The organism is Streptomyces sp. LHD-70 (assembly GCF_031157275.1).
Lineage (GTDB): Bacteria > Actinomycetota > Actinomycetes > Streptomycetales > Streptomycetaceae > Streptomyces.
The window spans coordinates 148,814-169,580 of record NZ_JAVIFW010000002.1 but is presented as its reverse complement, the minus strand read 5'-3'; the positions used below and the strand labels follow the sequence as shown (position 1 = coordinate 169,580).

The 20,767-nt window shown below is 69.7% G+C and carries 20 protein-coding genes and 2 riboswitches; of the genes, 14 read left to right on the top strand and 6 right to left on the bottom strand.

The genetic code is table 11. The annotated features are described in order from the left end of the window. Window positions 1-79 precede the first annotated feature (79 nt). Window positions 80-463, top strand: a complete 384-nt coding sequence (locus RCO28_RS05695) for an endonuclease domain-containing protein (RefSeq protein ID WP_308939847.1) — start codon at window positions 80-82, stop codon at window positions 461-463. On the opposite strand, the gene RCO28_RS05690 is transcribed toward RCO28_RS05695, so the two are convergent. Continuing rightward, window positions 456-1,010, bottom strand: a complete 555-nt coding sequence (locus tag RCO28_RS05690; protein WP_308939846.1) for a glycoside hydrolase family 25 protein — start codon at window positions 1,008-1,010, stop codon at window positions 456-458. The two genes, RCO28_RS05695 and RCO28_RS05690, sit on opposite strands and share 8 nt — an antisense overlap. 364 nt (window positions 1,011-1,374) lie before the next feature. Here RCO28_RS05690 and thrS point away from each other — a divergent pair, with 364 nt between their 5' ends. After that, a complete protein-coding gene (gene thrS / locus RCO28_RS05685) occupies window positions 1,375-2,637 on the top strand; it encodes a threonine--tRNA ligase (protein WP_308939845.1) in 1,263 nt (420 codons plus the stop codon). A 26-nt stretch (window positions 2,638-2,663) separates the two neighbouring features. Then, window positions 2,664-2,723, top strand: a riboswitch (guanidine-III (ykkC-III) riboswitch). A 16-nt stretch (window positions 2,724-2,739) separates the two neighbouring features. Then, window positions 2,740-3,054, top strand: coding sequence for a multidrug efflux SMR transporter (locus tag RCO28_RS05680; RefSeq protein ID WP_308939844.1), 315 nt, complete (start codon window positions 2,740-2,742; stop codon window positions 3,052-3,054). An 80-nt stretch (window positions 3,055-3,134) separates the two neighbouring features. Here RCO28_RS05680 and RCO28_RS05675 read toward each other — a convergent pair whose 3' ends face one another. From RCO28_RS05675 to gcvT, 4 genes are all read right to left on the bottom strand, one after another. Beyond that, complete coding sequence (locus tag RCO28_RS05675) at window positions 3,135-4,505, bottom strand: L-serine ammonia-lyase (RefSeq protein ID WP_308939843.1); 1,371 nt, start codon at window positions 4,503-4,505, stop codon at window positions 3,135-3,137. A 187-nt stretch (window positions 4,506-4,692) separates the two neighbouring features. Then, complete coding sequence (gene glyA, locus RCO28_RS05670; RefSeq protein WP_308939842.1) at window positions 4,693-5,955, bottom strand: serine hydroxymethyltransferase; 1,263 nt, start codon at window positions 5,953-5,955, stop codon at window positions 4,693-4,695. 12 nt (window positions 5,956-5,967) lie between these two features. Then, window positions 5,968-6,345, bottom strand: a complete 378-nt coding sequence (gcvH, locus tag RCO28_RS05665; protein ID WP_308939841.1) for a glycine cleavage system protein GcvH — start codon at window positions 6,343-6,345, stop codon at window positions 5,968-5,970. A gap of 67 nt (window positions 6,346-6,412) precedes the next feature. Beyond that, window positions 6,413-7,534 (bottom strand): glycine cleavage system aminomethyltransferase GcvT, encoded by a 1,122-nt coding sequence (gcvT, locus tag RCO28_RS05660; protein ID WP_308939840.1) that lies wholly within the window; start codon window positions 7,532-7,534, stop codon window positions 6,413-6,415. Between the two features lie 159 nt (window positions 7,535-7,693). Beyond that, a riboswitch (glycine riboswitch) is annotated at window positions 7,694-7,788 on the bottom strand. Window positions 7,789-8,033: 245 nt separating this feature from the next. Here gcvT and RCO28_RS05655 point away from each other — a divergent pair. From RCO28_RS05655 to RCO28_RS05605, 11 genes are all read left to right on the top strand, one after another. Further along, window positions 8,034-8,678, top strand: a complete 645-nt coding sequence (locus RCO28_RS05655) for an AAA family ATPase (RefSeq protein ID WP_374991113.1) — start codon at window positions 8,034-8,036, stop codon at window positions 8,676-8,678. Between the two features lie 111 nt (window positions 8,679-8,789). Beyond that, window positions 8,790-9,587 carry an enhanced serine sensitivity protein SseB gene (locus RCO28_RS05650; protein WP_308939839.1) on the top strand — a complete coding sequence of 266 codons (798 nt, stop codon included), beginning with the start codon at window positions 8,790-8,792 and terminating at the stop codon, window positions 9,585-9,587. Window positions 9,588-9,763: 176 nt separating this feature from the next. Further along, the gene (locus RCO28_RS05645) at window positions 9,764-10,540 is read left to right on the top strand and encodes an enhanced serine sensitivity protein SseB C-terminal domain-containing protein (protein ID WP_308939838.1); all 777 of its coding nucleotides are present in this window, start codon (window positions 9,764-9,766) and stop codon (window positions 10,538-10,540) included. A 419-nt stretch (window positions 10,541-10,959) separates the two neighbouring features. Further along, window positions 10,960-11,964 carry an ABC transporter permease gene (locus RCO28_RS05640; protein WP_308939837.1) on the top strand — a complete coding sequence of 335 codons (1,005 nt, stop codon included), beginning with the start codon at window positions 10,960-10,962 and terminating at the stop codon, window positions 11,962-11,964. Between the two features lie 102 nt (window positions 11,965-12,066). Then, window positions 12,067-13,830: an ABC transporter substrate-binding protein gene (locus RCO28_RS05635; protein ID WP_308939836.1), complete on the top strand. Its 1,764-nt coding sequence runs from the start codon at window positions 12,067-12,069 to the stop codon at window positions 13,828-13,830. 113 nt (window positions 13,831-13,943) lie between these two features. Continuing rightward, complete coding sequence (locus tag RCO28_RS05630; RefSeq protein ID WP_308939835.1) at window positions 13,944-14,945, top strand: ABC transporter permease; 1,002 nt, start codon at window positions 13,944-13,946, stop codon at window positions 14,943-14,945. Beyond that, window positions 14,942-16,042 (top strand): ABC transporter ATP-binding protein, encoded by a 1,101-nt coding sequence (locus RCO28_RS05625; RefSeq protein ID WP_308939834.1) that lies wholly within the window; start codon window positions 14,942-14,944, stop codon window positions 16,040-16,042. The genes RCO28_RS05630 and RCO28_RS05625 overlap by 4 nt, the downstream gene beginning before the upstream one ends. Window positions 16,043-16,101: 59 nt before the next feature. Beyond that, window positions 16,102-17,289, top strand: a complete 1,188-nt coding sequence (locus RCO28_RS05620; RefSeq protein WP_308939833.1) for a dipeptide ABC transporter ATP-binding protein — start codon at window positions 16,102-16,104, stop codon at window positions 17,287-17,289. 185 nt (window positions 17,290-17,474) lie between these two features. Next, the gene (locus RCO28_RS05615; RefSeq protein ID WP_308939832.1) at window positions 17,475-18,143 is read left to right on the top strand and encodes a trimeric intracellular cation channel family protein; all 669 of its coding nucleotides are present in this window, start codon (window positions 17,475-17,477) and stop codon (window positions 18,141-18,143) included. Window positions 18,144-18,165: 22 nt separating this feature from the next. Then, window positions 18,166-19,041, top strand: a complete 876-nt coding sequence (locus RCO28_RS05610) for a thioesterase family protein (RefSeq protein ID WP_308939831.1) — start codon at window positions 18,166-18,168, stop codon at window positions 19,039-19,041. 36 nt (window positions 19,042-19,077) lie between these two features. Beyond that, window positions 19,078-20,046: a YafY family protein gene (locus tag RCO28_RS05605; protein ID WP_308939830.1), complete on the top strand. Its 969-nt coding sequence runs from the start codon at window positions 19,078-19,080 to the stop codon at window positions 20,044-20,046. A gap of 8 nt (window positions 20,047-20,054) precedes the next feature. Here the strand turns inward: RCO28_RS05605 and RCO28_RS05600 are convergent, their stop codons facing one another. Next, window positions 20,055-20,711 carry a TetR family transcriptional regulator gene (locus RCO28_RS05600; RefSeq protein WP_308939829.1) on the bottom strand — a complete coding sequence of 219 codons (657 nt, stop codon included), beginning with the start codon at window positions 20,709-20,711 and terminating at the stop codon, window positions 20,055-20,057. Window positions 20,712-20,767: the final 56 nt, after the last annotated feature.

The following is a 20,767-nucleotide window of genomic DNA, read 5'->3' as shown; positions in this document are numbered from 1 at the left end:
GAAGAGGAGTCAAGGCGACTTCCTGGCGATGGCGGAGAGGGGGCGCGTCGAATGCCTTCAGTGCGGCGAGGAGAAGGCGTTGTCCGAGTATTCGGTGCACTCGAACTCCGGCTTGCCTCGCCCGTACTGCAAGCCCTGTAATGCGGCACGGGTGCGCCTGAGTCACTACAAGGTGACGAAGGAGTTCGTCGATGAACTCCTGGCCCACCAGGGCGGCGTGTGCGCGATATGCGGCACTCGGGAAATGGGGCGGGCCGGTACCCCGCACATCGACCACGACCACGCCTGTTGTCCTGGCGCGCGAGCCTGCGGCCGATGCGTGCGTGGCCTGGTGTGCGGGAGGTGCAACATCAGCGGCATCTCCTGGTACGAAGCGATGCCGCCGCACCTCAAGACCTACGAAGTCATGAACGCCTATCTGGCCGACCCGCCAGCAGGTAAATTGCGGCGAAAGCTCAGCTGATAGTCGCCCAGTCCTTCATCGCCGCTCGGCTGGAAAAGTCTGCGACGTTCTTGTCGAGCGGCGTCGAAGTGTATTGGTGGATGCGCCACTTGGCCTGGATGCGGGGCTTTCCGGCGGTGACATAGTCGGCAATCCAGAGGAAGTCACCCGCGTAGGACGTCGTGTCGACAGTCAGCCAGAAATCCCGATTGCAGTACAGGCCCGCTCGATGCGACGGTCGAAGCCGTTTCACTTCCTTGATGAACTGATCCTTCTGCGCATTGCTCGCATAAGTCCCCTCGCCCGTCCGCTCCCAGTCGCAAGCCAGAATGTCCCCCTTTCTCTCCGCCGCCTTCGAGACGAAGTACTCCGCCTGTGCCTTGATGTTGCCCGGCCACAGGAAGTGGTAGAAGCCCACCACGCAGCCGGCGTCGCGGGCCTTCTTCACCTGGGCGTTCATGCGGGGGTTGACGTAGGAGCGGCCCTCTGTCGCCTTGACGATGACGAAGTCGACGCCCTCGGTGCTGAAGTCGGACTGGTAGGAACTGACGTCTATCCCGCGGATCATGAAGTCGCCTTCCGGTGATCGGGAGAACTGGGGTCTGTGACGTGCCCGGCCGTGGAGGGCCCGAAACACCTACGCGCGGCAGGGGCGGAAATGGTGAAAGGTCCGCCCAGTGCATCCACAAGCCGGACACAACGGGAAGGCGGGCCACGGCAGTTAATCGGTTGCGGCCCCCTCGCCCGAGCTGCTTACCGTAGGCCCATGCAGCCAGCCGTACCGCAGCGCGCGATGCGTTCCACGACGACGCCGGACACCGTCCCGGCGCGCTGACTGCTGATCCACCACCGCAAGTCCAAGCCCCGGGCGAGTGCCCCGGGGCTTCGCCGTGTGGTCACTCGCCCGCCCACCTCAGCGAGGAGACCCCGCCATGAACCCCGCCATGCACCCCGAACAGCACGACCACCGGCGCCTCGGCCGCGCCCTCGACCTCTTCGACACCGACCCGCTGATGGGCGCGGGCCTGCCGTACTGGCTGCCCGACGGCGCCGTGATCCGGCATGAAGTGGAGGAGTATGTGAAGGAGTTGGAGCGGCAGGCCGGGTATCGGCATGTGTACTCGCCCGTGCTCGGCAAGCGTGAGCTGTACGAGATCTCCGGGCACTGGTCGCACTACAGCGACGACATGTTCCCGCCCATGCACCTCGGCTCGGACGCGGACGGCGAGGAGGTCGTGCTGCGGCCCAGCCTCTGTCCGCACCACGCGCTCATCTACCGCTCCCGCGCCCACAGCTACCGTGAACTGCCCCTGCGTATGGCCGAGTTGGGCGGGATGTACCGCGCGGAGCTGTCCGGTGTGCTCGGCGGGCTCACCCGGGTGCGGGCGATCCAGCTGAACGACGCGCATGTGTTCTGCACCCTCGACCAAGCAGCCGACGAGGCGCGCGCCGCGCTGCGGCTGATCCGGCGGGCGTACACGGACCTGGGTATCGAGGCGGCGCGGTACCGCCTGTCGCTGCCGGGTGCGGGTGGGAAGTACGTGGCCGACCCGGCGATGTGGGAGCGGGCGGCGGCGCTGCTGACCGAGGTGCTGGACGCGGAGGGGCTGCCGTACGAGGCGGTCGAGGGGGAGGCGGCGTTCTACGGGCCGAAGATCGACGTGCAGATCGTGGACCGTGCGGGGCGGGAGTCGACCCTGTCGACCGTGCAGGTCGACTTCCATCAGCCGGAGCGTTTCGGCCTCGAGTACGTGGGGGCGGACGGGGCGCGGCACCGGCCGGTGATGGTGCACCGCAGCGTCGTCGGGAGCGTGGAGCGGTTGGTGGCGCGGCTGATCGAGGTGTACGGGGGTGCGTTTCCGGCGTGGCTGGCGCCGTTGCAGGTGGCGGTGGTGCCGCTGTCCCAGGAGCAGGTGCCTCAGGCGGAGCGCTGTGTGGAGGAGTTCGTGCGGGCCGGGCTGCGGGCGGAGCTGGTCGGGCCGGGGCGGGGGAGTCTGGGGGCGCGGATCAGGGCGGCGCGCCTGGTGCCGTATCTGGCGGTGATCGGGCCGAAGGAGGCGGTGGACGGGCGGGTGGCGTTGCGGTTGCGGGGTGGGCGCCGGTCGGAGCCGTTGCCGGTGGCGGAGGTGCTGGCGGGGATCGGGGCCGGGGTGCGGGCGCGGAACCGGTCGCTGTGGTCGGGGTCACCGCTCTGACCTGCGCGGGTTGTGGGATTCTGGAGGCAGAGCCCGACCGGCTCCCGGACGAGGTGCGCCGTACCCGGTATTGACGACGGCGCCGAAGGGAGCCGTTCCGTCATGGCTTGGATCGTTCTTGTCGTCTCCGGTGTCCTCGAGGCCGTCTGGGCGACCGCGCTCGGCAAGTCCGAGGGTTTCAGTCGTCTCTGGCCCACCGTGGTGTTCGGTGTGGGTCTCGTCCTGAGCATGGCCGGCCTGGCGTTCGCGCTGCGCACGCTGCCGGTGGGCACGGGGTACGCGGTGTGGGTGGGCATCGGCGCGGTGCTGACCGTCGTGTACGGGATGGTGTTCGGCGGTGAGCCGGTGTCGCTCCTGAAGCTGCTGCTGCTCGCGGGGATCGTGGGCTGTGTGATCGGCCTCAAGGCGCTGCACTGAGCGGGCCCGTCGATACGTACGACGAGGGCGCCGTGGTCGTTCGACCACGGCGCCCTCTTTCGTACGTACTGCTCAGCGGTTCAGCACTCGATGATGTTCACCGCGAGTCCGCCGCGGGCGGTCTCCTTGTACTTGACGGACATGTCGGCGCCGGTGTCCCGCATGGTCTTGATGACCTTGTCGAGGGAGACCTTGTGGGAGCCGTCGCCGCGCATGGCCATCTTGGCGGCGGTGACGGCCTTCACGGCGGCCATGCCGTTGCGCTCGATGCAGGGGATCTGGACGAGGCCGCCGACGGGGTCGCAGGTGAGGCCGAGGTTGTGCTCCATGCCGATCTCGGCGGCGTTCTCGACCTGCTCGGGGGAGCAGCCGAGGACCTCGGCGAGGGCGCCCGCGGCCATGGAGCAGGCGGAGCCGACCTCGCCCTGGCAGCCGACCTCGGCGCCGGAGATGGAGGCGTTCTCCTTGAAGAGCATGCCGATGGCGCCGGCGGCGAGGAGGAAGCGGACGACGCCGTCCTCGTCGGCGCCGGGCACGAAGTTCATGTAGTAGTGCAGGACCGCCGGGATGATGCCGGCCGCGCCGTTCGTCGGGGCGGTGACCACCCGGCCGCCCGCCGCGTTCTCCTCGTTGACCGCCATCGCGTAGAGGGTGATCCACTCCATGGCGAGGGCGGCCGGGTCGCCTTCGGAGCGCAGCTTGCGGGCGCTGTTCGCGGCGCGGCGGCGGACCTTGAGGCCGCCGGGGAGGATGCCCTCGCGGGACATGCCGCGGGAGACGCAGGACTGCATGACGCGCCAGATGTCGAGGAGGCCCTCGCGGATCTCGTCCTCGGTGCGCCAGGCCTTCTCGTTCTCCAGCATGAGGGCGGAGATGGACAGGCCGGTCTCGCCCGCGAGGCGGAGCAGCTCGTCGCCGGTGCGGAAGGGGTACTTGAGGACGGTGTCCTCGGGGACGATCGGGTTCTCGCCCGAGACAGCATCCTCGTCGACGACGAAGCCGCCGCCCACGGAGTAGTACGTCTTCTCCAGGACGAGGGCGCCCTCCTGGTCGTACGCGTGGATCGTCATGCCGTTGGCGTGGTACGGCAGGGCCTTGCGGCGGTGCAGGATCAGGTCTTCGTCGAAGTCGAAGTCGATCTCGTGGGCGCCGAGGAGGTTGATGCGGCCGCTCTGCTTGATGTGCTCGAAGCGGTCGTCGGCGCTCTCCACGTCGACGGTGCGCGGGGAGTCGCCCTCCAGGCCGAGGAGGACGGCCTTGGGGGTGCCGTGGCCGTGGCCGGTGGCGCCGAGGGAGCCGAAGAGTTCGGCGCGGACGGCGGTGGTGTGGGCGAGCAGGCCCTCGTTCTTGAGGCGGCGGGCGAACATCCGGGCGGCGCGCATCGGGCCCACGGTGTGGGAGCTGGACGGGCCGATGCCGATCGAGAACAGGTCGAAGACCGAGATGGCCACGGGAACTCCAAGGGGTGGTTGGTAGACGCCGTTGTCTGCCGGGGGTGACGCAGAGAAACAAGGGCGGTGCAGGACGTGCGGGGGGTGTGGACGTGGTGCGGGGCACCTCGCTCACTGACACTGTCCAGTGTGCGGGGTGCCCCGACCTTTCGTACGTACGAACTAAAGGGTACGAAAGTGTCCCGGTTTACTTCAGGCCGGGGTAGAGCGGGTGCTTCTCGGCCAGGGCGGTGACGCGGGCCTTGAGCGACTCGGCGTCGAAGTCCGGCTTGAGGGCCTCGGCGATGATGTCGGCGACCTCGCGGAAGTCCTCCGCCCCGAAGCCGCGCGTGGCGAGCGCCGGGGTGCCGATCCGCAGGCCCGAGGTGACCATCGGGGGCCGCGGGTCGTTCGGGACGGCGTTGCGGTTGACGGTGATGCCGACCTCGTGGAGGCGGTCCTCGGCCTGCTGTCCGTCGAGCTCGCTGTTGCGCAGGTCGACGAGGACCAGGTGGACGTCGGTGCCGCCGGAGAGGACGTCGACGCCGGCGGCCTTGGCGTCGTCCTGCACCAGGCGCTCGGCCAGGATGCGGGCGCCGTCCAGGGTGCGCTGCTGGCGCTCCTTGAAGTCCTCGCTGGCCGCGACCTTGAAGGACACGGCCTTGGCGGCGATCACGTGCTCCAGGGGGCCGCCCTGGAAGCCGGGGAAGACCGCGGAGTTCAGCTTCTTCGCGAAGTCCTTGTTCCGGGCCAGGATGACGCCGCCGCGGGGGCCGCCGAGCGTCTTGTGGGTGGTGGAGGTCACCACGTCCGCGTACGGCACCGGGTTGGGGTGCAGTCCGGCGGCGACGAGACCGGCGAAGTGCGCCATGTCGACCCACAGCTTCGCGCCGACCTCGTCGGCGATGCGGCGGAACTCGGCGAAGTCCAGGTGGCGCGGGTAGGCGGACCAGCCCGCGATGATCACCTTGGGCTGGTTCTCCTTGGCGAGGCGCTCGACCTCGGCCATGTCGACCAGACCGGCTTCGTCGACGTGGTACGCGACCACGTTGAACTGCTTGCCGGAGAAGTTCAGGCGCATGCCGTGGGTGAGGTGGCCGCCGTGCGCCAGGTCGAGGCCGAGGATCGTGTCGCCGGGCTGGGCGATCGCGAAGAGGGCGGCCTGGTTGGCGGAGGCGCCGGAGTGCGGCTGGACGTTGGCGTACTCGGCGCCGAACAGGTCCTTGATCCGGTCGATCGCGATCTGCTCGGTGACGTCGACGTGCTCGCAGCCGCCGTAGTAGCGGCGGCCCGGGTAGCCCTCGGCGTACTTGTTGGTGAGGACGGTGCCCTGCGCCTCCATGACGGCGACCGGAGCGAAGTTCTCCGAGGCGATCATTTCGAGGGTGGACTGCTGGCGGTGCAGCTCGGCGTCGACGGCGGCGGCGACGTCGGGGTCGAGCTCGTGGAGAGGGGTGTTCAGCACAGACATGGGTACGGCGCCTCAGCTTCCGGAGAACTCGGTGTACTCGTCGGCGGACATCAGGTCCTGCTGCTCCTCGGAGACGCGGACCTTGAAGAGCCAACCGCCCTCGAACGGGGCCGAGTTGACGAGCGACGGGTCGTTCACGACGTCCTCGTTGGCCTCGACGACCTCACCGGTGACCGGCGAGTACAGCTCGCTGACCGACTTGGTCGACTCCAGCTCGCCACAGGTCTCGCCGGCGGTCACGGTCGCGCCGACCTCGGGCAGCTCGACGAAGACCACATCGCCGAGCGCGTTCGCGGCGTGCTCGGTGATGCCGATCGTGGACACACCGTCGGCGGCCGCCGACAGCCACTCGTGTTCCTTGCTGTAACGCAGTTCCTTGGGGTTGCTCATGGCCTGAATTCTCCTGTACGCGGTGGAGTGCTGAGGGACGAGGGGAGGGAAGTGCGGAGCGGGTGTGTCACTTCTGCCGCTGGTAGAAGGGCAGCGCCACGACCTCGTACGGCTCGTGGGTGCCGCGGATGTCCACGCCGACGCCCTTGCTGCCGGGCTCGGCGTGCGCGGCGTCGACGTACGCCATCGCGATCGGCTTGCCGAGGGTCGGGGACGGGGCCCCTGAGGTGATCTCGCCGATGACGGTGCCGTCGGCCACTACGGCCATGCCTGCGCGGGGCACCCGGCGGCCCTCGGCGATCAGGCCGACGAGCTTGCGCGGCGGGTTCTTCTCGGCGCGCTCGGCGGCGGCGGCGAGCGCGTCACGGCCGACGAAAGCACCGGCCTTCTCGAACTTCACGACGCGGCCGAGTCCGGCGTCGAACGGCGTCAGCGCGGTGCTGAGCTCGTGCCCGTACAGCGGCATGCCCGCCTCCAGGCGCAGGGTGTCGCGGCAGGACAGGCCGGCCGGGACGAGGCCGTACTCCTGGCCCGCCTCGGTGAGCGCCTGCCAGACCTGCTCGGCGTGCTCGGGCGCGAGGAACAGCTCGAAGCCGTCCTCGCCGGTGTAGCCGGTGCGGGCGATCAGGGCGGGGGCACCCGCGACGGTGCCGGGCAGGCCCGCGTAGTACTTGAGGCCGTCGAGGTCGGCGTCCGTGACCGACTTGAGGATCGCGGGGGAGTGCGGGCCCTGCACGGCGAGCAGCGCGTACGCCTCGCGGTCGTCGCGGACCTCGGCGTCGAAGCCGGGGGCGCGCTCGACGAGGGCGTCGAGGACGGTCTGGGCGTTGGAGGCGTTGGCGACGACCATGTAGGTGTCGGCCTCCAGGCGGTAGACGATCAGGTCGTCGAGGATGCCGCCGTCCTCGCGGCAGATCATGGTGTAGCGGGCGCGGCCGGGCTTGATGGAGCCCATGTTGCCGACCAGGGCGTGGTCGAGGAGGTCCGCGGCCTGTACGCCGGTGACGGTGATCTCGCCCATGTGGGAGAGGTCGAAGAGGCCGGCGGCGGTGCGGACGGCGTTGTGCTCGTCGCGCTCGCTTGCGTAGCGCAGCGGCATGTCCCAGCCCGCGAAGTCGGTCATGGTCGCGCCGAGCGAACGGTGCAGCGCGTCGAGCGCCGTACGGCGCGGCGATACGGATGGGCTCATGTGTGTGGCTCCCGGGGCATGACTGGCGAGGTCGTCCTCCCCATCTGTCATCGGAACCCGCGGTTTCACAACCTGGGATTCACAACCTGAGAGGTTCGCCGGGAGCCCGGCTTGCACCTTGGGTGGAGCCACACAGCGCGGCTCGCTTTTCAGATCTGCCTCGCCCGCGCGGTAACTGGGCCTGAGAGATTCAAGGGAGGATCTTGCTCCTTCGGCGCCCCGATGCTGGCTGGGGGCTCTCCCGCGCGGATTCAAGCGGCCGGTATGGAGTTGGCCCGCACATCATTGCACGCCTGCGCCCGCGCGGAGCGGGCCGCTGCGGATCTGTGACCGGGCCGGTGCACGGCGACGGCCAGGTCACAGGTGGGCGAGGGTGGTGACACAGGTAATGGGGTAATCCGCTTGTGCCGCATTACCGTCTCTTTACAGTGGGCGAGAAGAGTCGCGTGACCGAACGGGGAGGACGATCACGGTGCACAAGGCCAGCGCGTATCCGGCGATGACCGCGACGAATGGTGTCGCGGTGCCCGAGCAGCCGGGCGCCGCGGCGGCGGAGGCGCTCGGTCCCGCGCCCGTGGTCCGGGACCTGCGGCACCGCGCCGGGCGGGCGCCGCGGCAGCTGTGCTTCGGCGCGGGCGACCTCGTCGTGGTCTCGGGCCTGCCCGGCAGCGGCAAGACGACGCTGATCGACCGCGTGGTGGCCTCGCCCCGGTTCGACTCCCAGGACGCCCGCGACCGCTGGGCCCGCCGGATGCCCGGCTTCCTGCCGTACGCGCTGTACCGCCCCCTGGTCCGGGTCGCGCACTACGCCGGCCTGCGCCGCGCCCTGCGCTCCGGCGCGAGCGTCGTCGTGCACGACTGCGGTACGCAGTCCTGGGTGCGCCGCTGGCTCGCCCGCGAGGCGCAGCGCCGCGGCCGCGGACTGCATCTGCTGCTGCTCGACGTCGACCCGGACACGGCCCTCGCCGGCCAGCGCGAGCGCGGCCGCGGCGTCTCGCGGTACGCCTTCGCGCGGCACCGCAGGGCCGTCGGCCGCCTGGTCCGGGACGCGGAGCGGGGCCGTATCCCGGCGGGCTGCGCCTCGGCGGTGCTGCTCGACCGGGACGCGGTGGACCGGCTGCGGGGGATCGGCTTCGGACGCTGACCGCCGCCGGGAGCCCACCCGTGGACGGCTCCTCGCCGCCCCTGGCCGAGGAGTTAGGGTCTGGGGCGCAGGTGCGGACACGTAGGTGAAGCAGGGCGGCAGAGGTACGAGATGGACATTCCGGGACAGGGTGCGCAGGGGCCTCAGGGGCATCCGTACGGAGGCTGGCCTGCGAACGAGCTGGAGGAGGTCCTCGCGGCCTCGCTCGGCGCCGGTGCCGAGCCCGGTCCCGCGTCGGCGGGCGGCCGGATCCTGCAGGTGCTCGGCCGCAGCCGCGTCTGGGTCCCGCTGCCGAACGGCGGCAGCCAGGACAGCCCGAACCTGGACCTGCCCACGATGGACATCGGCGGCGCGGCCTACGTACCGGTCTTCAGCTCCGAGGAACAGCTGCGCCGGGTCGCCGGCGAGCACATGCCGTACACCGTCGCGCCCGCCGTGGAGTTCGCCCGCGGCCTTCCGCCGCTGCTCGGCATCGCCGTGAACCCCGAGGGCGCGGTCGGGGTGCCGCTGCCGCCGCCCGCGGTGGCGGAGCTGTGCCGCACCGGCCGCACCGAGCTGGACGGGCCGACGACCGGCGGCCGGGTCCGGCTGTTCCAGCCGGACTGGCAGGACGACCCGGTGGACTTCCTGGCCGCCGCGGGCGAGGAGTTCGCCGCCACGGGCGTGGTGCGCAGCGCGCGCCGCTGCCTCGCGAGCATCGAGGGTGAGAGCCCGGTGATGTTCGTCGGCGTCGAGCTGTCGAACTGGGAGGGCGCAGACCGGAACAGACCGATGGACGCGCTGGGCCGTGCGCTCGGCCGCGTGCCGGTGGCATGGCCGGTGAACCTGGTCCTGCTTGACGTCACCCAGGACCCGGTGGCGGACTGGATGCGGGAGAAGGCGCGGCCGTTCTACACCGACGGCCACTGACGGGCGGAGCATCGTATTCCTCTTCTGGGCGGGATTCCGGCTGTGGAGCGCCGCTGCGAACCGCGCCGCATAAGCTGGTTTGATGACCCGGGTGTCCCCAGTGCGGCCCGGGTGCCCGGGCCGGGAGAGGTCGGGGACGGCAGTCGATGCGTACGGGGCGAAGGGGCGGTCAACTAGTGAGTGCGTCGGGCACGGCTGCGGTCGGGCAGGTCGAGCACATGCTGCGCCAGGTCACACCCGGGCGGTACGACGCCTACGAAGCGCTGCTCGGCGCGATCGCCGAGGGCCGGGTGTGGATGCTCCTCTGGCACGGCCAGGCCGGATCCCCGGACGCGCAGTACGGGAACATGGACGTGGAGGGCTTCGGCTACGCCCCCTGCGTGACTTCCGCGCAGGAGCTCGCCGCCTCCGGCTGGAACCGTGCGCATGAGGTCGTCGCGGGCGTCGACGTGGCCCGCACGCTCTTCCCCGACCAGTACGGCCTCTGGCTCAACCCGCACGCGCCCGGCGGCGGCGTCGGGATCCCGTGGCTGGACCTGCGGCGCATCGCGACCGGCCTGGACAAGGCCCCCGCGGGCCCCCTGCGGCTGTCCGAACCGGCCGTCGAAATCCCGCAGTTCTACGCCCACTTGACGCAGAACGCGCACCGCACGCCGGTCGTCCGCTCGCTGCGCCGCGCGTGGGTGCAGCCCGCGGTGGGCGCGCCGTATCTGGCGATCGGCCTGGATGTGTACGGCACGGACGCGGCGTCCGTCGACGCGGTGCGGGCGATGATGCAGCAGTCCATCGCGGCGGTGCCGGAGGGCCTCCCCGTCTCGACGGTCGCGCTCTCCGACGAGTACGACCCGGTCGCGATGTGGCTCCGCGCCAACTCCCGCCCGTTCTACGACCGAGAGGCCCACGTGGCCCCGGGCGGCGCGGGCTACGGCTACCCGCAACAGGGCGGGTACTGACGCTGCCTCTTCCCCTCCCCGCCCCTTCCCGAAGGAGGGGCTGAAAAATCAGCCCCTCCGGCGATTGAGGAGCGGGGGTCCGGGGACTGGCCCCCGAGCCCACGGATTGGGACCCCCTCGCAACTTAAGCCCCTCTGCGGCAAGTTGACCGAATTTGCGCGCCCGCGAGGGCGAACCGGACGTTCGCATAACGGAAGCCCGCTGGCCACATCACGGTTGCGCATCCATTCACCACCAGGGCTGGCGGGTGATCGCGGACACATTGAAGACTCCCCGGATGTACGGCCTTTCGGGCCTGTGTGCGAGCTGCCAGACCAAACGGCCCGAGGGCCGGTGCCGCTTGCGCCACGCATACGAACCAGTCGCTACAGCGGCAAGTGTGGGCCGGTCACCACCGGTTGAGAGGGGTCCCTGCCACGATGACGGCGCCAATGCATGACACACCCACGGACGTGGCGAAGGCCGCGCCCGTCGAGGCCGCGGACGGGTCCGGGGCCAAGAAGGTCGAAGGGCGCTCCCTCAAGCAGATCGCCTGGAACCGCCTGAAGCAGGACAAGGTCGCCCTGGCCGGTGGCATCGTTGTCGTGCTCCTGGTCGTGGTGAGCGTCTTCGCCCCGGTGATCGTCGGCCTCCTCGGCCACCCGCCGAACGAGGGCAACCTGGACCGGCTGGAAGACCTCACCAACCTGCCCAAGGGTGCGCTCGGCGGCATCAGCGGAGACTTCCTCTTCGGCGTCGAACCCAACACGGGCCGCGACGTGTTCAGCCGGATCGTCTACGGCGCCCGCATCTCGATGCTCGTCGCCGTGCTCGCCGCCGTCGTCGCCGTCGTCCTCGGCACGCTCTTCGGCATCATCGCCGGGTACTTCGGCGGCTGGGTGGACGCGGTGATCAGCCGCACGATGGACGTGCTGCTCTCCTTCCCGCAGCTGCTCTTCATCATCGCCCTCGTCTCGGTGCTCCCGGACGACTTGTTCGGCCTCTCCGGCAGCGGCGTCCGCATCGCCACCCTGATCCTGGTCATCGGCCTCTTCGGCTGGCCGTACATCGGGCGCATCGTGCGCGGTCAGACGCTGTCCCTGCGCGAGCGGGAGTACGTGGAGGCCGCGCGCAGCCTGGGCGGCGGATCGCGACACATCCTCTTCCGCGAACTGCTGCCGAACCTGGTCGCGCCGATCACCGTCTACACCACGCTGATGATCCCGACCAACATCCTCACCGAAGCGGCCCTGAGCTTCCTCGGCGTGGGTGTCCGACCGCCGACCGCCTCCTGGGGCGGCATGCTCCGGGACGCGCTCAACGTCTACGAGCACGACCCGATGTTCATGGTCTTCCCCGGTCTGGCGATCTTCCTGACCGTGCTGGCCTTCAACCTCTTCGGCGACGGGCTGCGCGACGCCCTGGACCCCAAGGGAACCCGTTGACCCTCATCTGAGCTGCCCCTGCCGCACCGTCAGGTGGCTTCTGCCCAAAGGCTCCTAGGCCACCAAAGCCAAGGACCGCGAATCTCGGAGGATGCGAGACAAATGCCCAGAGCTTCCACGAAACGAAGGTTCACCGCAGGTGCGGCCCTGGTCGTCGCGGCGCTGATGACCACCACGGCCTGTGGCGGCGGCGACACCGAGGACGACAGCAAGGGTGCCGGCTACAACGCGGGCATCAACAAGGTCGCCAACGCGTCGAAGAAGAAGGGCGGCACGCTGCGGTTCATCGCGAAGCAGCCCATCGACTCGGCCGACCCGCAGCGCGCCTACTACGGCATGACCTGGGACTTTATGCGCTTCTACACGCGCACCCTGGTCACCTACGACACGAAGCCGGGCGAGGCGTCCAACAACCTGGTCCCCGACCTGGCCAAGGACAAGGCCGAGATCAGCGACGACGGCAAGACCTACACGTACAAGCTGCGTGACGGGCTCACCTGGGAGGACGGCTCGAAGCTGACCTCCAAGGACATCAAGTACGGCATCGAGCGCATCTGGGCGACCGAGGTCATCACCGGTGGTCCCGCGTACCTGAAGAACGTGCTCGACCCCAAGGGCGAGTACGAGGGCCCGTACAAGGACAAGTCGAAGGACAAGCTCGGTCTGAAGGCGATCGAGACGCCCGACGACCAGACCATCATCTTCAAGCTCCCGAAGCCCAACAGCGACTTCGAGAACATGCTGGCCATGCCCTCCGGCTCCCCCGTGAAGCAGGAGAAGGACACCAAGGCCAAGTACGCGAACATGCCGTTCTCGTCCGGCCCGTACAAGTTCGAGTCGTACCGCCCCGGCAAGTCCCTGACGCTCGTGCGCAACACCGAGTGGAAGGAGTCCTCCGACCCGGTGCGGCCCGCGCTGCCGGACAAGGTCACCGTCACCTTCTCCTCCAACAAGGAGGAGAACGACAAGAAGTTGATGGAGGGCAAGTACGACATCGACATGAATGGCACCGGTATGACCCAGTCGGGCCGTATCTCCGCCATGCAGGACCACAAGGACAACGTCGACAACATGGAGACGGACTTCATCCGGTACGTCGCCCTGGTCACGAAGGCGAAGCCCTTCGACAAGCTGGAGTGCCGCAAGGCCGTCTTCTACGGCACCGACTTCGCCGCGCTGCAGAAGACCCGCGGCGGCAAGCTCGCCGCCGGTGAGATCGCGGTCAGCCCGCTGCCCAAGTCGATCCCGGGCTCGGACGCCAGTTACGACCCGTACGGCGTCCTGGAGCGCAAGGGCAAGCCGGACGTCGCCAAGGCCAAGGACGCGCTGAAGAAGTGCGGCAAGCCGAACGGCTTCTCCACCAAGATCAGCGCGCGCAGCGACCAGCCCAACGAGAAGGAAGCGGCCACGCAGCTGCAGCAGGACCTCGCCAAGGTCGGCATCAAGCTGGAGGTCGACACCATCGTCGGCTCCGAGTCCTCCAGCATCACCGGCTCGCCCTCGGTCGTCGCGAAGCGCGGCTACGGCATGATCATGGCCGGCTGGGGCCCGGACTTCCCGTCCGGCCAGGGCTTCGGCCAGCCGCTGTGGGACAGCCGCTTCATCTTCGAGAACGGCAACTACAACGAGGCGCAGGTCTCCGACCCGAAGATCGACAAGATGTTCGACGACGCCATCGCGGCCGAGACGCCCGAGGACGCCGCCAAGATCTACAAGGACCTGAGTCACCGCGTGATCGACCAGGCCGTGTGGATGCCGTTCATCCAGGAGAAGAACATCACCTGGCGCGGATCGAGGGTGACCAACGTCTACACCTCGGCCGCCTACAGCGGTCGCTACGACTACATCTCGCTCGGCGTGAAGTAGTAGCCACCACCTCCCAACCGCCGAACCCCGCCAGTCCGAAGGGCAGGTGATGGCCCCGGTCGGCGGCCGGAGCTCCGAGACCCGGAGATCCGGCCGCCGGCGGGCCGCGCACAGTGCTTGCTTATCTCATCCGGCGCCTGGGCGCCGTCTTCGTGATGGTGCTGGTCGTCCTCCTGACGACCTTCGTCATCTTCTACATGCTGCCCAAGTGGTCGGGCCAGGACCTCGCCGTGCTCTTCGCCGGCAAGAACTCCGGCGCCGAGCAACTGGAGGGCATCCGGCAGAAGTTGGGCCTGAGCGATCCGCTGCTCGTCCAGTTCTGGGAGTTCGTCAAGGGCATTCCGCTCGGCCGGGACTACGGCAGCGGTGAAAACGTCACGCACTGTGGCGCGCCCTGCCTCGGCTACTCGTTCCGTACGGAACTCCCCGTCTGGGAGACCGTCAAGGACGCCCTGCCCGTCACCCTCGCGCTCGCCGGCGGTGCGGCCGTCATGTGGCTCATCGGCGGTGTCACCGTCGGTGTCGTCTCCGCGCTCAAGCGGGGCACCATCTGGGACCGCGCCGCGATGATCACCGCCCTCGGCGGTGTCTCCATGCCGATCTTCTTCACCGGCATGATCGCGATGGGCGTCTTCGTCCACAGCCTCGGCTGGTTCAGCCTCGACGACTCGCTCACCACGAGCGACTCCATCGGCACCTGGGTGGAGACGCTGATCCTGCCCTGGATCGTGCTCGCCTTCCTCCAGGCCGCCATGTACGCACGGCTCACCCGCGCCACCATGCTCGAAGTGCTCGGCGAGGACTACATCCGTACCGCCCGCGCCAAGGGCGTCACCGAGCCCGTGGTCATCCGGCGGCACGCCCTGCGCTCCACCATGACCCCGATCCTCACCGTCTTCGGCCTGGACCTCGGCATCCTCATCGGCGGCGCCATCCTCACCGAGACCACCTTCAACCTGCCGGGGCTCGGCCAGGAGGCGGTCAAGGCGATCGAGGGCAAGGACCTGCCGATGATCCTCGGCGTCACGCTGTGCACGGCCCTCGCCATCGCCCTCGCCAACCTCGTCGTAGACCTGATGTACGCCGTGATCGACCCGCGAGTGAGGCTCGGATGAGCGACCTGAAGAAGACCGGAGCCGCCGTCGGCGAGCCGGTCGCGAGCGACTCTCCCGCACCCTCCGCGTTCCTCGAAGTACGCGACCTGAAGGTGCACTTCCCCACCGACGACGGCCTCGTGAAGTCCGTCGACGGCCTCAGCTTCCAGCTGGAGAAGGGGCAGACCCTCGGCATCGTGGGCGAGTCGGGCTCCGGCAAGTCCGTCACCTCGCTCGGCATCATGGGCCTGCACACCGCCGGTCAGTACGGCAAGCGCAAGGCGCAGATCTCCGGCGAGATCTGGCTGGACGGCCAGGAGCTGCTCACCACCGACCCGGACGAGGTGCGCCGCCTGCGCGGCCGCGAGATGGCGATGATCTTCCAGGATCCGCTCTCCGCGCTGCACCCGTACTACACGATCGGCAAGCAGATCGTGGAGGCGTACCGCGTCCACCACGACGTCGACAAGAAGGCCGCGCGCAAGCGGGCGATCGAGATGCTCGACCGGGTCGGCATCCCGCAGCCCGACAAGCGCGTGGACTCCTACCCGCACGAGTTCTCCGGCGGTATGCGGCAGCGCGCGATGATCGCGATGTCGCTGGTCAACAACCCCGAACTCCTTATCGCCGACGAGCCGACCACCGCGCTCGACGTGACGGTGCAGGCGCAGATCCTGGACCTGATCCGCGATCTGCAGAAGGAGTTCGGCTCGGCCGTCATCGTCATCACCCACGACCTGGGCGTCGTCGCCGAGCTCGCCGACAACATCCTGGTGATGTACGGCGGCCGCTGCGTCGAGCGCGGCCCCGCGGAGAAGGTCTTCTACGAGCCCCAACACCCGTACACCTGGGGCCTGTTGGGGTCGATGCCGCGGATCGACAAGGAGCAGACCGAGCGTCTGATCCCGGTCAAGGGCTCCCCGCCCTCGCTGATCAACATCCCGTCCGGCTGCGCCTTCAACCCGCGCTGCCCGTACGCGGACGTGCCGAAGGGCAATGTGACCCGCGAGGTGCGCCCCGAGCTGGCCGAGACCGACAGCGGCCACTGGAGCGCCTGCCACCTCTCCTTGGAGCAGCGGGAACGTATCTGGACCGAAGAGATTGCGCCCAAGCTGTGAGCGAAGACCGACGCGAAGACCGTCGCGAAGAGCGAAGCGAAGACAGTGAACTCCGCGAGATGCGCGAGAACCGCGAAGACCGTCCCGAGGGGCAGGGCACGCCCGTGACGATTCCCGAGCAGAGCGCCGACTCCGGTTCCGCGGTGCTGAGCAAGGATCCCGCGCCGGGCGAGGTCCTGCTCAAGGTCACCGGCCTGAAGAAGCACTTCCCGATCCGCAAGGGCGTGCTGAAGCGGCAGGTCGGCTCGGTCAAGGCCGTCGACGGCATCGACTTCGACGTCCGCTCGGGCGAAACCCTGGGCGTCGTCGGCGAGTCCGGCTGCGGCAAGTCGACCATGGGCCGGCTGATCACGCGGCTGCTCGAACCCACCGCGGGCACGGTCGAGTTCGAGGGCCGCGACATCACGCACCTGGGCGTGCGCGGGATGCGCCCGATGCGCCGCGACGTCCAGATGATCTTCCAGGACCCGTACTCGTCGCTGAACCCCCGGCACACCGTGGGCGCGATCGTCTCGGCCCCCTTCAAGCTCCAGGGCGTCACGCCCGAGGGCGGCATCAAGAAGGAGGTCCAGCGACTCCTGGAGGTCGTCGGCCTCAACCCCGAGCACTACAACCGCTATCCGCACGAATTCTCCGGCGGCCAGCGTCAACGCATCGGCATCGCAAGGGCGTTGGCCCTGAAGCCGAAGCTGGTCGTCGCCGACGAGCCGGTCTCGGCCCTGGACGTCTCCATCCAGGCGCAGGTCGTCAACCTCCTCGACGACCTCCAGCAGGAGCTCGGCCTCACCTACGTGATCATCGCCCACGACCTGTCGGTCATCCGGCACGTCTCGGACCGGATCGCGGTGATGTACCTCGGCAAGATCGTCGAGCTGGCGGACCGCAAGTCGCTGTACGAGTCGCCGATGCACCCCTACACGAAGGCGCTGCTCTCCGCCGTGCCGGTGCCGGACCCGCGACGCCGCGCGGCGAAGAGCGAACGCATCCTGCTCCGCGGCGACGTGCCGTCCCCGATCGCCCCGCCGAGCGGCTGCCGCTTCCACACGCGCTGCTGGAAGGCGACACAGATCTGCAAGACGGCCGAGCCCCCGATGCTCTCCCTGGCCACGGGCCACCAGGTCGCCTGCCACCACCCGGAGAACGCGGAGGACCAGGCCCCACAGGACACGGTCCTGCTGACCGCGGCGGTGGCCGCGGCGGAGGCGGCGGGGGTGGAGGTCCCGGGGGCGTCGAAGTCCGCGGACTGACGTCGCCTCCTCAATCGCCGGAGGGGCTCAATTTGAGCCCGTCCGGCGATTGAGGACGAGCGCGGAGCGCGAAAAGAAGCCCCTCCGGCGATTGAGGAGCGGGGGGCCGGGGGCGGAGCCCCCTGGGGGTGCCCAGGTCGGCCCGCACCTGAACGCACCGGCACGGACCCGGCACAATGCACCCCGTGATCCAGGACCTCTTCACACCCTCCGTCCAGCACAGCCTTGATCTGGTCGGAATCTTCGTGTTCGCCATTTCCGGGGCCCTCCTCGCGGTCCGCAAGAACTTCGACGTGTTCGGCATCGCCGTACTCGCCGAGGTCACCGCGCTCGGCGGCGGCATCTTCCGGGACGTGATCATCGGTGCCGTACCCCCGTCCGCCTTCACCGACCTCGGCTACTTCGTCACCCCCCTCTTCGCCGCGGCCCTGGTCTTCTTCCTGCACCCGGAGGTGGAGCGGATCAACCTGGCCGTGAACGTCTTCGACGCGGCCGGCCTCGGCCTGTTCTGCGTGGCGGGCACGATAAAGGCGTACGAGTACGGCCTCGGCCTCACCGCATCCGCCGCGCTCGGCCTCGCCACGGCCGTCGGCGGCGGCGTGCTGCGCGACGTACTCGCCAACGAGGTGCCGTCGCTGCTGCGCTGGGACCGTGACCTGTACGCGGTGCCGGCCATGGTCGGCGCGGGCATCGTGGTCCTCTGCATCCACTTCGAGATCCTCAACGGCTACACCAGTGCCCTCGCCGTCATCACCGCGTTCGTGCTGCGGCTGCTCGCCATCACCCGGCACTGGCGGGCCCCGCGCGCCTGGAACCGGCGATCCGCGGTCGACGAAAAAGCTACCGCTCAGTAGTTGCCTGTTGTACCGTGCATCCATGACTCAGGGCACGCAGGCTGCGCAGGCCACGACACGGGCCACCATCGGCGACAGCGAGTTCGACCGCGACACCGCGGTGGTGCGCCGCGCGGAGGGCGTCTACGACACCGAACTCTCCGCTGGCTGGACGATCATCAACGCGGTCAACGGCGGCTATCTGCTCGCCGTCATCGGCCGCGCCCTCGCCGACGCCCTGCCGCACCCCGACCCGTTCACGATCTCCGCGCACTACCTCACCGCCTCCCAGCCGGGCCCGGCCGTGATCCGCACGGACACCGTCCGCGCCGGCCGCACCCTCTCCACCGGCCAGGCCTCCCTCGTCCAGTACGAGGCCGACGGCACCGAGGTGGAACGCATCCGCGTCATCGCCTCGTACGGAGACCTGGACGCCCTGCCCGACGACGTCCGCACATCGGCCGAGGTCCCGCCCATCCCGCCCGTCGACCAGTGCTTCGGCCCGCAGGACGCGCCCGACGACGCCCCCGTGCAGGGCAGCACCGCCATCGCCGAGCGGCTGTGGCTGAAGCTGGACCCCGCCACCCTCGGCTGGGCCCTCGGCACACCCTCCGGCAAGGGCGAGATGCGCGCCTGGTTCGGCCTCGCCGACGGCCGTGACGCCGACCCGCTCTCCCTGCTCCTCACCGTGGACGCCCTCCCGCCGACCGCCTTCGAGCTCGGCCTCTCCGGCTGGGTGCCGACCGTCGAGCTGACCGTGCATGTGCGCTGCCGCCCCGCCCCGGGCCCGCTGCGCGTCGCCATAGCCACCCGCAACCTCGCGGGCGGCTTCCTGGAGGAGGACGCCGAGGTCTGGGACAGCGCGGGCCGACTCGTCGCCCAGTCCCGGCAGTTGGCCAGGACGGTCCTCGCCCGCTGATCCCCGTACGCGTATGGGTGGGCGATCCTGGGTGGCGTGAAGTCCGAACGGCTGCTCTCCATCCTGCTGCTGCTCCAGACCCGCGGCCGCGTGCCCGCGCATGAACTCGCCGAGCGCCTCGAAGTGTCCGTCCGCACGATCTACCGCGACGTCGAGGCGCTCTCCGGCAGCGGCGTCCCGGTGTACGCGGAGCGCGGCCGGCACGGCGGCATCGCGCTGCTGCCCGGCTACCGCACGGATGTCACGGGGCTCACGGCCGACGAGTCGCGGGCGCTGTTCGTGCTCGCCGCGGAGGGCACGCACGCCGCGCTCGGCCTGGACTCTGCGATCGGCTCGGCGCTGCGCAAGGTCATGGCCGCACTGCCCGCCCCGCACCGGCCCGGCGCCGAACTGGCCGCGCGCCGCATCCTCGTCGACCCGGTGCGCTGGCTCGGCGGACCGCGGCCCGCGGTCGACCTGGAGGCCCTGCAGGACGCCGTGTTCAGCGACCGCCGCATCGATGTGCGCTACCGCCACAGCGGCCGGTCGGCGGCGCGCGACTACACCGTCGACCCGTACGGCCTCGTCTCCAAGGCCGGTGTCTGGTACCTGGTCGCCGACCGGGACGGCGCCCCGCGGCTGCTGCGCGTCGACCGCGTCGAGGCGGCCGAGGTGACCGGGGAGCCCGTGCGCAGGCGGCCGGGTGTCGAACTCGCCGACGTATGGGAGGAGTTGCGGCGCCGCGTCGAGGACCGCTCGGGCGCGATCGTCGTGGAGGCGCGGGTGCGGCGGCCCTGGCTCGACATGTTCGTCCGGATGAACGGCGCTTACATGACGGCGCTCCCGGCGGAGGGGCTCGACGACGAGGACTGGGTCCCCGTGCGCCTCGCCTTCGGTGACATCCGCGAGATCCGCCAGCTGCTCTCCTTCGCCGACCGCGCCGAGGTCCTCTCCCCGTCGGAGGCCCGCCGCGAACTGGCGCGGGCGGCGTCGTCGATCGTCGGGCTCTACGCGGACGACGGCTGAACCGGGCTTTACGCGGACGGCGGCTGACCCGCGTCGAGCCAGTGCTCGCTGCCCACGTTGATCAGGCGCAGCCTGCGTCGGGCGGTACGGGTGATGCGCGCGGTCTCCTCCGTGGCGTCCGGCCCGGCCTCCAGGAGCGCGGCCGCGGTCATCACCATCTGGTCCACGTACATGCCCGCCAGCATGCGGAGATCCTCGGGCTGCCAGCCGCGCAGCTCGGTCTCCGCGGCCAGCACCTCGGTCAACTCCTCCGAGAACAGGTCGAGTTGGGTCGCGATGGCCTGGCGCACCGGGGCCACTCCGCCGGTCCGCTCACGTACCAGAAAACGGAAGTAGGCGGGCTGCTCGGCGATATGGCGGGCGATCAGCTCGACGGTGTGCGCGATGCGCCGCTCGGTGTCGCCGGTCTCGGTCAGGATCGCGGCTATCAGGGTGCGCAGACTGCCCAGGGTCTCCTCGACCAGGGCCACGCCGAGGTCCGGGATGCCGCAGAAGTGGCGGTAGAAGCCCGCGGGGGAGATGCCGACCGCCCGTGCCACCTCGCGCAGACCGAGGCTGCTGAGGCTCTGCTGCTCCAGGAGTTCCAGGCTCGCGGACATGAGGGCCTGGCGGGTCCGCAGCTTCTGGGCCTGGCGTGTGCCCGGGGCGTCGGGAGTGTGACTCATGGAACTCAGTAAACAACCGTTCTCTGTCGCGAGGGACCCCTCGCACCCTTTAGACT